Genomic DNA, 13,878 nt, shown 5'->3' with positions numbered 1-13,878 from the left:
GGGCGGCGGTCGCCAGGCGCGCCCGTGGGGCTGAGGTGGCTGGTCGGCCGTGCGTGCGGTGTGGGCGGCGCGAGGCTCGTGGTCGCGAGGCTGCCCCCCCGCGCCGAGGTGGGCAGGAGTGCCCCGCCGGCTTCCGGTCAGCCCAGGGCCCACAACCTCGCGTAGTGGCCCTCCGCCGCCAGGAGTTCCTCGTGGGTTCCCGTCTCGACGATGCGGCCGTGGTCCAGGACCACGATGCGGTCCGCGCGGGCCGCGGTCGCCAGGCGGTGGGCCACCACGAACGTCGTGCGGCGGCGGGCGACCGTCTCCGTCGCGCGCAGGACCGCCGCCTCCGTCGAGGGGTCCAGGGCCGCCGTCGCCTCGTCCAGGAGCAGGACGTCCGGGTCCACCAGCTCCGCCCGGGCCAGCGCCACCAGCTGGCGCTGGCCCGCCGACAGGGACCGGCCGCGTTCGCCGACCGGTTGCAGGAAGCCCGCCGGCAGCGCCGCGACGCCGTCGAACGCGCCGACCGCGCGGACCGCCGCTTCGACCTCCGCGTCGGACGCGGACGGGCGGCCGTACCGGACGTTGTCGGCCACCGTGCCCGAGAACAGGTGGGCTTCCTGCGGGACCACGCCCATCCGGCGGCGCAGGCCGGCCAGCTCGTACTCGCGGACGTCCGTGCCGTCGATGCGGACCTCGCCGCCGGTGACGTCGTAGTAGCGGGCGACCAGCTTCACGACCGTCGACTTGCCGGCGCCGGTCGCGCCGACCAGTGCGATCGTCTCGCCGGCGCCGACGTCCAGCGAGAACTGCTCCAGCGCCTTCGCCTCGACGCCGGTGTAGGAGAAGTCGACGTCCTTGAACGCCACCTCGCCGCGCAACCGGTCCGGTACCGCGACCGAACGCTCGGCCGCCGGGACCGACGTCGGCGTGCGCAGCAGGTCGCCGATGCGGCCGAGCCCGACCCGGGCCTGCTGGTAGCCGTCGAACACCGACGAAAGCTGCTGGATCGGCGAGAAGAACTGCTGCAGGTAAAGCAGGAACGCCAGCAGCACGCCGGCCGACAGCGTGCCCGCCGCGACGCGGTTCGCGCCCACCACCAGCACCGTCGTGGTCGCCAGGTCCGACAGCAGCGCCACCAGCGGGAAGTACGTGGCGACGTACTGCTGGGCCCGCAGCCGCGAGCGCCGGTACGAGTCGCTCAGCGAGGCGAACGCTTCCGCGGAACGGTCTTCGCGCGAGTACGCCTGCGTGACGCGCAGTCCGCTGACGTTCTCCTGCATGTCCGCGTTGACGACGCTGACCCGCTCGCGGGCTTCGTTGTACGCCTTCGACGCCGCCCGCCGGAAGATCACCGTGGCCACCGCCAGCACCGGCACCATCGCCAGCGCGAACAGCGCCAGCCCGGCGTCGGTGACCAGCAGCGCGACGGCGATCCCGGCCAGCGTCAGCGCGCTGACCACCGCCGTGGCGAGCCCGGTCTGCAGGAACGTCGAGAGCGCGTCGACGTCCGTGGTCATCCGGGTCATGATCTTCCCGGACAGCTCCCGCTCGTAGTAGTCGAGCCCGAGCCGCTGCAGCTGCGCGTAGCTGCGCACGCGCAGCGAGTACAGCACCGTCTCGCCGACCCGCGAGGTCAGCCGGGTCTGCGCGAACACGACCAGCCAGTCGGCCGCGATCACCAGCGCGCCGATGCCGGCCGCCAGCCAGACCAGCCACTCGACGCCGACGCGGACGCCGTGGTCGACCCCGAACTGGTACAGCGCCGGCAGCGCGATCGACGCCAGCGCGTCCGCCGCCACCAGCCCGATCACCACGGCCAGTGGCCAGCGGACCGGCCGCAGCAGCCGGGCCAGCCGGAAGCCGGGGTCGGGGGCCGTGACGTCCACATCGGACAGCCGCGGCTCGTCGACGGCGGGCTGCAGGGCCCGCACGCCCTCGATCAGTTCCGGGGTCGGCGGCATGTCGAGGCCGGCGCCGCCGTGGCCGACGAACCCGCTGCTGTTCGGGTCGCCGCTGCGCAGGCGCGCCGCGTCGGCCAGCTCGTCGACCTCGTCGCGCTCGTCGTCGCGCGGCCACAGCGCCGGCGTGACCCCGGCCGGCCCGAGATCCAGGCCCTCGCACCGGTGCTTCTCCTCGACGCCGTCGCCCGGGCCCGCGATCAGCTCGCGGAACAGCGGGCAGCGCGCCATCAGCTCGGCTTCGGTGCCGACGTCGACGACGTGGCCGTCGTCCAGCACCGCGATCCGGTCGGCCAGCGCCAGCGTCGAGCGGCGGTGCGCGATCAGCAGCGTCGTCCGGCTCGCCGTGACCGCGCGCAAGGTGTCGTGGATCGCCGCTTCCGTGACGGTGTCGATCGCGGAGGTGGCGTCGTCGAGGATGAGGATCCGCGGGTCGGTGATCAGCGCCCTGGCCAGCCCGAGCCGCTGCCGCTGGCCGCCCGAGAGTGTCAGCCCGCGTTCGCCGACCAGCGTCTCGTAGCCCTCCGGCAGCGCGCGGATGAACTCGTCGGCCTCCGCGGCACGCGCGGCCGCGAAGACTTCCTCGTCGCTCGCGTCCGGCCTGCCGTAGGCGATGTTGTCCCGGATCGTCGTGGAGAACAGGAACGCTTCTTCGAACACGACGCCGATCGCCTGGCGCAGCTGCCGCATCGGCACGTCCCGGACGTCGAGCCCGCCGACGCGCACCGCGCCCGCGTGCACGTCGTAGAACCGCGGCAGCAGCAGCGAGATCGTGGACTTCCCGGAGCCCGCGGTGCCGACCAGCGCGAGGGTCTCGCCCGGGTGCGCGGTGACCGAAAGCCCGTTGAGCACCGGTTCGCTGCGCGTGTACCCGAAGCGGACGGCGTCGAGCTCCACGCCCAGCGGGCCGTCCGGCAGCGGTTGCGCGTCCGGCGCGTCGACGACCTCCGGTTGCGCGTCGATCAGCTCGTACACGCGCTCGGCGCCGGCGCGGGTCAGCTGGGCCTGCACGACCAGGCTGGACAGCATCCGCGCGGGCCCGACCAGCGTCGCGAGGTAGGTCGCGAAGGCGAGGAACGTGCCGAGCGTGATGGCCCCGTTCATGGCGAGGACACCGCCGATGCCGAGCACGGCGACCTGGCCGGCGGCGGGCAGGGACGCGGTCGTCGCCGTCGGGACCGCGGACAGCTTCGCCGCGCGAAGCCGCTCCGCGAACAACTTGCGCGCGGTCGCTTCCAGCCGCCCGACTTCCCGCGCCTCCTGGCCGAAACCCTTGACCACGCGGACGCCGGTGACGGTCTCCTCGACCTGCTGCGCGACGTCGCCCGCGCGCTGCTGCGCCGACCACGTCGCCGGGAAGAGCCGCTTGCGGCCGCGCGCCACGATGATGCCGACCGCGGGCGTGACGACCAGCGCGATCAGTGTCAGCACCGGGGACAGCCACAGCATCGCCGCGAACGAAAGCAGCGCGAAGAGCACCGAACCGAAGGACACCGGGATCTGCATCAGGATCCCGGTGACCAGTTGCAGGTCGGAGATCGCGCGCGAGACGATCTGGCCGGTCCGCATCGCGTCCTGCTTGCCGCCGTCCAGCCGCGAAACCGCGTTGAAGACCCGCTGCCTCAGGTCGTGCTGGACGCCGAGGGCGAGCTTCCCGCCGACGTACCGGCGCACGAACGCGGTGCCGAACGCCACCAGCTGCAACGAGATCAAGAAGGCCGCGACCCCCGGCAGCCCGCCCGTCCGCCCCGCCACCGCGTCGTCCACCGCCGTGCGCACCAGCAACGGGCTGACGGCCTGCACGCCGACGCTGAAAACGGCGGCGGTCAGCGACAGCACGACGAGCGCGCGGTGCTCCCAGGCCGCGGCGGACAGCCGGCGGACCCAGCCGGCGGTCTCGGCTGGTGGGAGCTCTTGACGGGAGCGGGGCGGGGCGGTGGTCACGTCAGGACAGTAAGCGCGGCCACCGACAATTTATTTCCGCGAACGCCGTGAAGGCCACCTCGAGCACGTCGAGATGGCCTTCACGAACGGGTGAAACCTAGGTGATGTCGCGCTTCTGGTTGCCCAGCCAGCCGAGACCGAAGAAGAGCATGGTCCAGGCGAAGAAGATCAGCGCCGACGCCCACCACGAGATCACGCCCGGCGCGCCCGCGGCGAGCTGCAGACCCAGCTGCGACCAGTGGTCGACCCCGCCGGGGAGGTTGAGCGTGTTGATCCCGAACGCGTCCGCCGCGATCCCGCCCACGATCCCGTTGGCGGTGCCGTTCGGCAGGATCCCGCCCAGGATGTCGACCGGGCCCCAGAGCGCGATGACCAGCACGTTCTCCACGATCAGGAACCACACCAGGAACAGCACCACGGCGAGCGGCACGCTGCGCAGCACCGCGCCGAACCCGATGCCGAACAGCGTCACCAGCACCGACGCCAGGATCGTCCCGCCGAGCGCGGCCAGCCACTGGCCCGCGCTGGGCCACCGGCCGGAGTCGACCGAAGCCATCACCGCGACGGCCGAGACGCCGAAGCTCACGAGGCCGTAGATCGCGCCCCACGCCACGTAGGTCAGCATCTTCGCGGTCAGCGCCGCGATCCGGTTCGGCGCGGTCAGGAACGTCGTCGTGATCGTCTTGCTGCGGTACTCACCGGCCAGCGCGAAGACCCCGAACAGGCCGGGGATCAGCTGCGCGATGTTCACGCCGTGCGCGAACGCCAGCAGCCCGACCGGCAGCTTGCTCGCGTCCAGGCCGACCGCGCCCGCGACCTCGCGGGCGTCGCTCGAACCGATGAAATCCGCGAAGTCGTTGGTGATCTTGCCCCAGACGAACGTCAGCCAGAACGCCACCAGCGCCAGCGGGATCAGCAGCACCCACCAGGTGTTCAGCGACAGCGTCTTGCGGAACTCCGCCTTGATCAGGTTGCCCATCACTGCTGCGGTCCTCCCCAGTGCTGCTGCTGGTGCTGCGGGCCCGAAGGCGGGTACTGCTGCGGCGGGTAACCGGGCGGCGGCCCCTGGTACTGCGGCTGCTGCGGCGGCGGGTAACCCGGCGCACCCGTGTACTGGGCCTGCGTCAGCTGGAAGAACATCCGCTCCAGGTCGGCGTGGTCCTCCTGCATCCCGTAGACCGCGATCCCGGCCTTCGCGGCGATGTCACCGATCTGCTGGACGGTCGACCCGGCGACCGCGACCCGGCCGTCCGGCGTCGGCGAAACCCCGGTGATGCCGTTCTCCTGCAACGCCTTCACGAGCGCCGACGGGTCGGCCGGCTGCACCAGCACCCGCGACTGCTGGCTCTTGCGCAGCTGCTCCAGCGGGCCGTAGTAACGCGTGACGCCCTGGCTGATGATCACCACCTGGTCGATCAGCTGCTCGACCTCGTTCAGCAGGTGGCTCGACACCAGCACGGTCCGCCGCTGCTCCCGCGCGTAGGACCGCAGGAAGTTCCGCAGCCACAGGATGCCCTCGGGGTCGAGCCCGTTCGTCGGCTCGTCCAGCACCAGCACCTGCGGATCACCGAGCAGCGCGGTCGCGAGCGCCAGCCGCTGCCGCATGCCGAGCGAGAACCCGCCCGCCTTCCGGTCCGCGGCACTGCCCAGGCCCACCAGGCCGAGCACCTCGTCCGCGCGCCGGTCCGGCACGCCGACGGCCGCCGCGTAGACACGGAGGTGGTTGCGGGCCGTCCGGCCCGGGTGAAAACCCTCGTTTTCCAGCACCGAGCCGACCACCCGCGCCGGATTCCCCAGCTGCGAGTGCGGACGCCCGTTGATCGTCGCCATCCCCGACGTGGGCGTCACCAGCCCGAGCAGCATGCGCAACGTCGTCGTCTTCCCGGCGCCGTTCGGGCCCAGGAAGCCCGTCACCGACCCGGGTTCGACCGTGAAGCTGAGGTTCTGCACCGCGTTCACCGCGCCGAACTGCTTGCTCAGGTTCTGCACCACAATCCGGCCACTGCCGTCGTGCATACCGTCCCCTAACGTTCCCCGCTGATGCGGCGTCATCCTGCCCTACCGCCGCCCGTCCCGCGCACGGAACTCCCGAACCCGAGGGGAGCGACGTTCGTCACGTTCCGCAACCGGCGAGCGTCGTGACCTGAGGATTTCCCGGCCACGGCAGATCAACTTGGTAAAGAATTCGTTCGACTTGCCGACCCGGTGCAGCGAACTCGTGCAAAGACCTCTAAGCTAGGTATCGGCGACCCGCTCCCAGTGACCCCCAGGCTGGTTGAGCGGGTCGCCCCTTCGTCTCTGCTTCGGGCTTCGCCCTTCGCTCGACTTCGTCCTTTTGCCCGGGGGCCGAGCCCCCGGAGCCCCCACGGTGCGGTCTGCGCCGGTCCCAGCGTGGTCTTGGGGTGGTCCCGTCGTGTGGGCTGGTGGGGGTTGTGGTGTGGGATCGTTGCGCGATGCGGATCTTGCTCGTCGAGGATGAGCGGCGGCTGGCTGAGGCGCTGCGGGCCGGGTTGGGTGCTGAGGGGTATGCCGTTGACGTCGCGCATAACGGGCGGGATGCGCTTTGGCTGGCGGGGGAGCATCCCTATGCCGCGATCGTGCTGGACATCATGCTGCCCGGGTTGAACGGGTATCGCGTCTGTCGGCGGCTGCGGGAGCGGGGGGACAGTACGCCGATTCTCATGCTCACCGCCAAGGATGGGGAGGATGACGAGATCGAGGCGCTGGATACCGGGGCCGACGACTTTCTGCCGAAGCCCTTCTCTTACGGGGCGCTGCTGTCGCGGTTGCGGGCGCTTATCCGGCGGGGTGGTGCTACCCGGCCGGGGGTTCTCCGGTTGGGTGATCTCGAGCTTGATCAGGCTGGGCGGACCTGTCGGCGGGGTGGGGTTGACGTTGCGCTCACCACCAAGGAGTTCGCTCTGCTTGCCTATCTCATGCAGCGGCCGGGGCAGGTGGTTGGCAAGGCGGAGCTGCTCGACAATCTGTGGGACTTCGCGTCGTCTGCCACTGCCAACCTCGTTGAGGTGCACGTCAGTGCCTTGCGGCGCAAGCTTGGTGCCGAAACCATCCGGACTGTTCGTGGGGCTGGGTACCACGTGGTGAGTGCGGGTGCCTAGGTTCTTCCGCTCGACCCGCTTCCGTGTTGCGGTCACGGCCTTCGTCGCGTCGGCTGTTGCGCTGGGGGCGGTCGCTGTGTGGTTTGTGTTGCAGGCGGAAGGGCGGCTCCGGAATGCCGCCGCGCAGCTTGCCGATGCCCATGCCGACGCGATCGTGCAGTTGCTGAACACCGGTGCCGCGCCTGGCGATCTTTCCCTGCTCGTGCGGGATTCGATTTACGAGGTCGTCGACCGTGGGGGGGCGGGGGTCTCCGTCGCGTCCTGTCCTGTGCTGCGCGGGGCTAGCCTTACAGTGTACGACGCCGACGTCACCTTGCGGCCGTTCGAGTTCGACCGGGCTGATCGGCGGTCGGTGGGGTGTGCTCCCGAGTTGCGCGGGGTCGATGATGATCTGGCTTTGCACGTCGTGCATGCCACCAGTGGTGATAGCAGGTATCAGGTTTACGCTGGTGTGCAGCTTGATCCCGAGGGGCAGGCGGCTGTCGACTCGGTGCGGGCCGTGCTCACGTTTGGTGTGCCCGCGGTCGCGCTGCTCATCGGGGTCATCGCCTGGCTCGCCGTGCGGCGGTCGCTGCGGCCGGTCGAGGCCATCCGCGGTGAGGTTGCCGAGATCGGCGCGCACGACCTGGGGCGGCGGGTGCCCGCCCCGCGCAGCGGTGACGAGATCGCGCGGCTGGCCGGGACGATGAACGACATGCTCGCCCGGCTAGACGAAGCCGTCACGCGGCAGAGCCGGTTCACCTCCGACGCGTCCCATGAGCTGCGCACGCCGCTCGCGTCGTTGCGGACGCAGCTCGAGGTCCTGCTCGCGCACCCGGACCGGCTCGACTGGCGGCACGCCTGCGAGAACGCGCTGCTCGACGTCACCCGGCTGCAGGACCTCGTCGCCGACCTCGTGCTGCTGGGCAAGCTCGACCACGCCGGGCCCGACCGCCTCGAACCCGTGCCGCTGTCCGAAGTGGCCGAAGCCGTCGCGGCCGGGCGCGCCGAAGTTGAGGTTCGCGGGACACCGGTGGTGCGCGGGCATCGGTCGCGGCTCGAACGGCTCCTGCGCAACCTCGTCGACAACGCGCGGCGGCACGCGGTGTCCCGGGTCGTCGTCGAGGTGTCCGCTGTGGACGGATGGGCGGTGCTGGCGGTCACCGACGACGGCCCCGGCGTCCCCGAGGCGGACCGCCGGCGCGTGTTCGACCGGTTCGTCCGCCTCGACGACGCCCGCGCCCGCGACGACGGCGGATCGGGCCTGGGCCTGGCGATCGTCGCCGACATCGCGCGCGCCCACGGCGGCACGGCCGAGGTCGAAGCGGGGAGCCGGTTCGTCGTCCGCCTCCCGGAGCTGAAGACGTCTTAAGCCGGCTTCAGGCTCGGTTCAGCGTGCGCGATCGACGCTGCCGCCATGATCATCTCTTGGCGGCCCCTCGACCACGCCGCGTACCGGTCGTCGTCGTGGTTCCCCGGCCTGACCGGCCTGCGCGCGCTCGCGGCGCTGGCCGTCGTGTTCTTCCACTACGGCGGCCCCGCGGTCGACCGGCTGCAGGGCTGGATCGCCGTCCAGCTGTTCTTCGTGCTGTCCGGCTTCCTCATCACGACACTGGCGTTGCGCGAGGAGGACCGCACCGGCCGGATCTCGTTGCGGGACTTCTACGTCCGCCGGGTTTTCCGGATCCTGCCGGTGTACTTCCTCCTGCTCGGCCTGACGGCGCTGGCGGTGACGCTCGCCGGGACGTACGGCAGCAGCCGGCTCGCCGACGCGATGCCGTACTACCTGACCTTCCTGAACGAGGTCGTCGGCTTCAACACGCCGTACCCGACGTCGTGGTCGCTGGGCGTGGAGGAGAAGTTCTACCTCGCCTGGCCCGCGCTGCTCGTGCTGACGTCGTTCGCGAAGACCGGCAAGACGGCGCTGCGCCTGCTGATCGGCGCCGGCGGGGTGGGGTTCGTGCTCGGCGTCCTGCCGCTCGCGCCCGCGCACCAGTGGGCGAGCCTGTCCGTGCACTACGGCTCGCTGGTCGTCGGCTGCGTGCTCGCGCTGGCGCTGCACCACCCGCGCGGGTTCGCGGTGCTGCGCCCGCTGACCAGCCCGGCCGCGGCGGTGCTGGTGGCGCTCGGGTTCTGCGCCCTGCAGCTGTCGGTCAAGCCGCTGGGGCGGGCGTTCGGCGGGAACTGGCAGTTCGTCGTCCCGGTCTACGCGGTGGGGGCGGCGCTGCTGCTCGTCGCGGTGGTCTCGGCGGGCCCGGTCCGGCGGGTGCTCTCGAGCCGGGCGCTGACGTTCGTCGGCGACCGGTCCTACGCGCTCTACCTGGCCCAGACGGGCGCGGCGGGCGTGACCGGGCTGCTGTTCCCGACGGGACTGGGCAAGGCGGTCGCGACGTCCGCCGTCGCGCTGCTCTTCGCGTGCGGTCTGCGGAAGTGGGTCGAGCTGCCGGCGATCTCGTACGGGAGGCGGCTGCTGCGAAAAGGGGAGCGGGCCCCTGCCGTGGAGAGACAGGGACCCGCTCGGGTGGGATAGGTCAGGCGAGGACGGTGTCCAGCGGCGTGTGCACCAGGTCGTGGGCCACCGCGACCGGGCCGTTGGTCAGCGCGCCGTCGTGCGTGTTGAGGCCCTTCGCGAGCGCGGCGTCGGCCTGCAGCGCGGCCTTCCAGCCGTGCTCGGCCAGCTGTACAGCGTAAGGCAGCGTGACGTTGGTGAGGCCGTAGGTCGACGTCCGGGGCACCGCGCCCGGCATGTTCGCGACGCAGTAGAAGACGGACTCGTGCACGGTGTAAGTCGGGTCGTCGTGCGTGGTCGGGCGCGAGTCGGCGAAGCAGCCGCCCTGGTCGATCGCGATGTCGACGAGCACGCTGCCGGGCTTCATCCGGGAGACGAGGTCGTTCGAGACCAGCTTCGGCGCCTTCGCGCCCGGGACCAGCACCGCGCCGATGACCAGGTCGGCCTGCAGCACGGACTCCTCGACCGACAGGCGGTTCGACGTCACCGTGCGGATGCGGCCGCCGAAGTCGTTGTCGATCTGGCGGAGGCGGTCGACGTTGGTGTCGAGGATCTCGACGTCCGAGCCGAGGCCCAGCGCGACGCGGGCGGCGTTGAGGCCGGCCACGCCGCCGCCGATGACGACGACGCGCGCCGGGTGCACGCCGGGGATGCCGCCGGGCAGGACACCGCGCCCGCCGCTCGGCTTCATCAGCGAGAACGCGCCGACCTGCGGGGCCAGCCGGCCCGCGACCTCGGACATCGGGGCGAGCAGCGGGAGGGCGCCGTTGGCGGTCTGCACCGTCTCGTAGGCGATCGCGGTGGTGCCGGCGGCCAGCAGCGCGTCGGTCAGCGGCCGGTCGGCGGCGATGTGCAGGTAGGTGAAGAGGACCTGGTCGCGCTTGAGGCGGCCGTACTCCTCGGCGATCGGCTCCTTGACCTTGAGGACGAGCTCGCCCTCGGCCCAGGTCTCGTCGGCGGTCGCGAGGATCTTCGCGCCGGCGGCGACGTACTCCTCGTCGGCGATGGACGAGCCGGTGCCCGCGCCGGTCTCGACGAAGACGTCGTGCCCGCGCCCGACCAGCTCGTGCACGCCGGCCGGGGTCAGCGCGACCCGGTACTCGTGCTTCTTGATCTCACGGGGAACGGCGATACGCACGGTCGGCCTCCTGGGTCGGTCTGCGTCGAAAATCGGTGCGGTGTTGCCACTCACGGTGAGCCACCCGGACGGCGGTGTCATCGTGCTGCGCGGACATTTCTTCGCGGCTTTCGTGGTGCTCCGCGGACAACACCGTTGACTTCGACTTCACTTGAAGTTGCAGCGTGGGCGCATGAGAGCTGTTTGGTTGCGCGAGTTCGGCGGGCCGGAGGTGCTGGTCCCGGGGGATGCGCCGGACCCGGTCGCCGGGCCCGGTCAGGTGCTGGTCGAAGTGGCCTTCGCGAACACCACTTTCGTCGAGACGCAGTTCCGGGCGGGCGCGCCCGGGCCGTTCCGGGCGGAGCCGCCCCTGATCCCCGGCAACGGCGTCGGCGGGGTGATCAGCGCGGTCGGCGAAGGGGTGGACCCGGGACTGGCCGGCCAGCGGGTGGTGACGTCGACCGGCGGCTCCGGCGGCTACGCCGAGCGCGTCGCGGTGGACGCGGCCGCGGTGTTCGCGGTACCGCCCTCCCTGGAACTCGACGCGGCGGTGGCGGTGCTCGCGGACGGCCGCACCGCGACCGGCTTGGTGCATGCCACCAGGGTGCGCCCGGGCGATCGAGTCCTGGTCGAGGCAGCGGCAGGCGGCGTCGGCGGCCTGCTGGTCCAGCTGTCGAAGGCAGCGGGCGCATCAGTGATCGGCGCGGCGGGCGGTCCCGCGAAGGTGGCCCGGGTCGTGGGCGCGGATGCAGTCGTCGACTACCTGTCCCCGAACTGGGCCGCATCGGTGGGCGAGGTCGACGTGGTCTTCGACGGCGTGGGCGGCGCGATCGGCGCGGCCGCGTTCGGCTTGCTGCGCCGAGGTGGACGCATGGCGGTCTACGGCCTGGCGAGCGGCTCGTGGGCGGAAGTGTCCGAAGAGGACGCTGCGGCGAGCGGAGTCTCGCTGGTCCGCTCGATCGGTGGCGCGGCGGAGATGCGCGCGTTCACGGAGTCGGCACTGGCAGAGGCGGCGGCGGGCCGGCTGGTGCCGGTGATCGGACAGCGCTTCCCGCTGGAGAAGGCCGCGGACGCGCACGCGGCGATCGAATCCCGGACCACGGTGGGGAAGACTCTGCTGGTCGTGTGAGCGAGTTCGAGGTGTGCCTCGCCTGGCCGGTCACCGCCGAGGGCCGCCCGGCAACGGTGGCGTTCCTCGGTTTTCGGGCCGCCGGAGCCGGAACACCGCGCCCCACCCTTCCCTGGGGGACGAGCCCCGCTCAGTCTATCGGCGGCCCCTGACAGTTCGGCCGTTTTCGGGGGCTGCGCGGTCGAGTTGTCCACATCGGACGGGGGCTGTGGACAGCTCGGCGGCTGGGGTGCGGACAGCGTTGCCGAGCGGCGAAGACAGTGGGACCCGCGGTTCGGTGTACCTGCGCGAGAACCGGCGTGGGCGCACTCGCGGTCTTCACGACGGACCGCAGCTATCGCGCGCGGCGGTTTGTCCGGCGGAGGCTGCGCCGGTGTCTTGAATGAGTCATTCAGGTCTTCGGAGGTCCTGAATGACTCATTCAAGACATCGCAGGCCCGCCCGGCGCCACTCGTCACGCCGCCGGACGCGGTGAACGACCCGTTCACGACCTCCGCGGCCGCACGCACCGGAACGCGACCCCGCCGCGCCGCCCGAGTGCCATGAGGGGCACCCCATGGACTTCGAAGCCATGAAGGTGCCCCTCAAGAACAAACGTCAGCCGCGGTAAGCGGACCACGAGCTGTTCATCCGCGTGCCCTGGCCTGCGGTGAACTCGTACATGCACCCGTCATAGCTGTAGTCCATGAAGTTGTGCACCGGGTCCTTGCCCGTCGACGTGCACGTGTCCTTGTTCGTCGGGCACCCGGACGTCGCCGTCGCCTCGGCCGGGGTGTCCGACACGTAGTCGCCCGAACCGGAGCAGCCGCCCTGGAAGGTGTGGTACAGCCCCATCCAGTGGCCGACCTCGTGGGTGGCCGTGTCGCCCTCGTTGTAGTTGGTCGCCGAGCGGCCCGGGAGGGACTCGTCGAGGATGACCACGCCGTCCATCTTGGGCTGGGAGTTGTAGTTCCAGGGGAACGTCGCCCAGCCGAGGAGGTCGTCGCCGAGGTTGGCGGTGTAGATGTTCAGCGCGTTCTTGCCGCCCTTGCGCAGCGAGTTCTTCATGTTGCGCTCGGCGGACGTGCCGTCGGTGATGCCGTTGTACCAGGTGGAGTTGTTCGTGTAGTCGGTGCTCACCAGCGAGAAGCTGAAGCCGCTGGAGGCGTACGCGCTGTTCAGCACCGAGATCTGCTTGGTGATCGTCGATGACGGCAGGTTGCCGGTCGAGCCGCTCGTGATCACGTGGAAGTACACCGGGATCGAGACGGCCGCCGCGGCCTTGAACGACGTGCGCTTGCCTGCCAGCTTGCTCTGCATGTCCGCCTCGACGCGGGCCGCTTCCGCCGGGGACAGGCTGTCGGCGTGGCCGTCCTTGCTGCGGTCCGCGGCGTGCGTGGGCGTGAAGCAGTCGGCGGACGGCGCCGCGACCGCGCTGCCGGTGGTGGTGCCCGGGACGACCAGGGCGACCAGGGAGAGCGCGGACACCGCGCCCAGCTTGACGGCCCTGCGCAACCGCTCCGAACTGCTCATGGACACTCCTCTGCGACGACCCGGCGACCCCGGGTGGTGCAGAGAAAAATGCGTCAAGCGATCACCCGAATCCACCACCTTTCGGCTGGAAAACACAATCCGGACGATCGGCGCGATCCATGCGGAGCAACGCATGCGTCGCGTACTGGGCCGAACGGCGCAATCAGCTCCAGCGCAGCGCGACCAGCTGGATGAGCAGCGCCAGCCGGACGTCGGGGTCGTCGAGGTCCAGCGGGACCAGCTCCAGGAGCTTCCGCATCCGGTAGCGGAGGGTGTTCGGGTGGATCCGCAGTTCCCGCGCCGCCGCGCGCGGGTCGCCGGGGTGGCGCAGCCACTCGTAGAGCGTCTCGACGTAGCCGGCCTTGCCCGTCTCGTCGTGCGCGCGCAGCGCGCTCAGCGGGCCGAGTTCGGCGACCTTCGCCCCGGCCGCCGCCGTCGCGCCGCGGTGCAGGGTCAGCGCCGTCCAGGCTTCGTCGAAGGTGATCACGCGCTCGCCGAGCAGCTCCGCGCGCAGCAGGCCGAGGGCTTCGTCGGCCTGGTCCCGCGACGCCGAGAGGTCGCCGATCTCGCCGGGCGCGCCCGCCGCCGCGCGCGGAGCACCGGTGCGACGAGACGGTCCCGTCGCG

Annotated in this window: 10 protein-coding genes; 4 read left to right on the top strand and 6 right to left on the bottom strand. The window is 71.4% G+C overall.

The window, feature by feature from the left end:
• Positions 1–137 precede the first annotated feature (137 nt).
• The 3 genes from G3I65_RS21405 to G3I65_RS21395 all read right to left on the bottom strand — a co-directional run bounded on the left by G3I65_RS21405 (position 138) and on the right by G3I65_RS21395 (position 5,903).
• Positions 138–3,887 carry an ABC transporter ATP-binding protein gene (locus G3I65_RS21405; protein ID WP_160697689.1) on the bottom strand — a complete coding sequence of 1,250 codons (3,750 nt, stop codon included), beginning with the start codon at positions 3,885–3,887 and terminating at the stop codon, positions 138–140.
• Between the two features lie 97 nt (positions 3,888–3,984).
• Complete coding sequence (locus tag G3I65_RS21400; protein ID WP_086856912.1) at positions 3,985–4,866, bottom strand: ABC transporter permease subunit; 882 nt, start codon at positions 4,864–4,866, stop codon at positions 3,985–3,987.
• The gene (locus G3I65_RS21395; protein ID WP_160697688.1) at positions 4,866–5,903 is read right to left on the bottom strand and encodes an ABC transporter ATP-binding protein; all 1,038 of its coding nucleotides are present in this window, start codon (positions 5,901–5,903) and stop codon (positions 4,866–4,868) included. The genes G3I65_RS21400 and G3I65_RS21395 overlap by 1 nt, the downstream gene beginning before the upstream one ends.
• A gap of 437 nt (positions 5,904–6,340) precedes the next feature.
• Between G3I65_RS21395 and G3I65_RS21390 the strand changes: the two genes are divergently transcribed.
• The 3 genes from G3I65_RS21390 to G3I65_RS21380 are packed head-to-tail and all read left to right on the top strand — an operon-like array spanning position 6,341 to position 9,515.
• Positions 6,341–7,006 (top strand): response regulator transcription factor, encoded by a 666-nt coding sequence (locus tag G3I65_RS21390; protein WP_160697687.1) that lies wholly within the window; start codon positions 6,341–6,343, stop codon positions 7,004–7,006.
• Positions 6,999–8,357 carry a cell wall metabolism sensor histidine kinase WalK gene (locus G3I65_RS21385; protein ID WP_160697686.1) on the top strand — a complete coding sequence of 453 codons (1,359 nt, stop codon included), beginning with the start codon at positions 6,999–7,001 and terminating at the stop codon, positions 8,355–8,357. The genes G3I65_RS21390 and G3I65_RS21385 overlap by 8 nt, the downstream gene beginning before the upstream one ends.
• Before the next feature lie 45 nt (positions 8,358–8,402).
• Positions 8,403–9,515 (top strand): acyltransferase, encoded by a 1,113-nt coding sequence (locus tag G3I65_RS21380; protein ID WP_160697685.1) that lies wholly within the window; start codon positions 8,403–8,405, stop codon positions 9,513–9,515.
• A gap of 1 nt (position 9,516) precedes the next feature.
• On the opposite strand, the gene ald is transcribed toward G3I65_RS21380, so the two are convergent.
• Positions 9,517–10,632, bottom strand: a complete 1,116-nt coding sequence (ald, locus tag G3I65_RS21375) for an alanine dehydrogenase (RefSeq protein ID WP_160697684.1) — start codon at positions 10,630–10,632, stop codon at positions 9,517–9,519.
• Between the two features lie 172 nt (positions 10,633–10,804).
• Between ald and G3I65_RS21370 the strand changes: the two genes are divergently transcribed.
• Complete coding sequence (locus tag G3I65_RS21370) at positions 10,805–11,740, top strand: zinc-binding dehydrogenase (protein WP_160697683.1); 936 nt, start codon at positions 10,805–10,807, stop codon at positions 11,738–11,740.
• 597 nt (positions 11,741–12,337) lie between these two features.
• On the opposite strand, the gene G3I65_RS21365 is transcribed toward G3I65_RS21370, so the two are convergent.
• Positions 12,338–13,252 carry a zinc metalloprotease gene (locus G3I65_RS21365; protein ID WP_160697682.1) on the bottom strand — a complete coding sequence of 305 codons (915 nt, stop codon included), beginning with the start codon at positions 13,250–13,252 and terminating at the stop codon, positions 12,338–12,340.
• Between the two features lie 163 nt (positions 13,253–13,415).
• The coding region (locus G3I65_RS21360; RefSeq protein ID WP_160697681.1) for a CdaR family transcriptional regulator at positions 13,416–13,878 on the bottom strand (463 nt) is incomplete at its 5' end.

Source organism: Amycolatopsis sp. SID8362 (assembly GCF_010550475.1).
In the GTDB taxonomy this organism is placed as follows: Bacteria; Actinomycetota; Actinomycetes; order Mycobacteriales; family Pseudonocardiaceae; genus Amycolatopsis; species Amycolatopsis eburnea.
This window is presented reverse-complemented; position numbering and strand designations above follow the sequence as displayed.

Bases quoted from the DNA above. Each gene is read 5' to 3' on its own strand.
- G3I65_RS21400 (WP_086856912.1), bottom strand. From the start codon at position 4,866: ATGGGCAACCTGATCAAGGCGGAGTTCCGCAAGACGCTGTCGCTGAAC.
- G3I65_RS21395 (WP_160697688.1), bottom strand. From the start codon at position 5,903: ATGCACGACGGCAGTGGCCGGATTGTGGTGCAGAACCTGAGCAAGCAG.
- G3I65_RS21390 (WP_160697687.1), top strand. From the start codon at position 6,341: ATGCGGATCTTGCTCGTCGAGGATGAGCGGCGGCTGGCTGAGGCGCTG.
- G3I65_RS21380 (WP_160697685.1), top strand. From the start codon at position 8,403: ATGATCATCTCTTGGCGGCCCCTCGACCACGCCGCGTACCGGTCGTCG.
- G3I65_RS21370 (WP_160697683.1), top strand. From the start codon at position 10,805: ATGAGAGCTGTTTGGTTGCGCGAGTTCGGCGGGCCGGAGGTGCTGGTC.
- G3I65_RS21365 (WP_160697682.1), bottom strand. From the start codon at position 13,252: ATGAGCAGTTCGGAGCGGTTGCGCAGGGCCGTCAAGCTGGGCGCGGTG.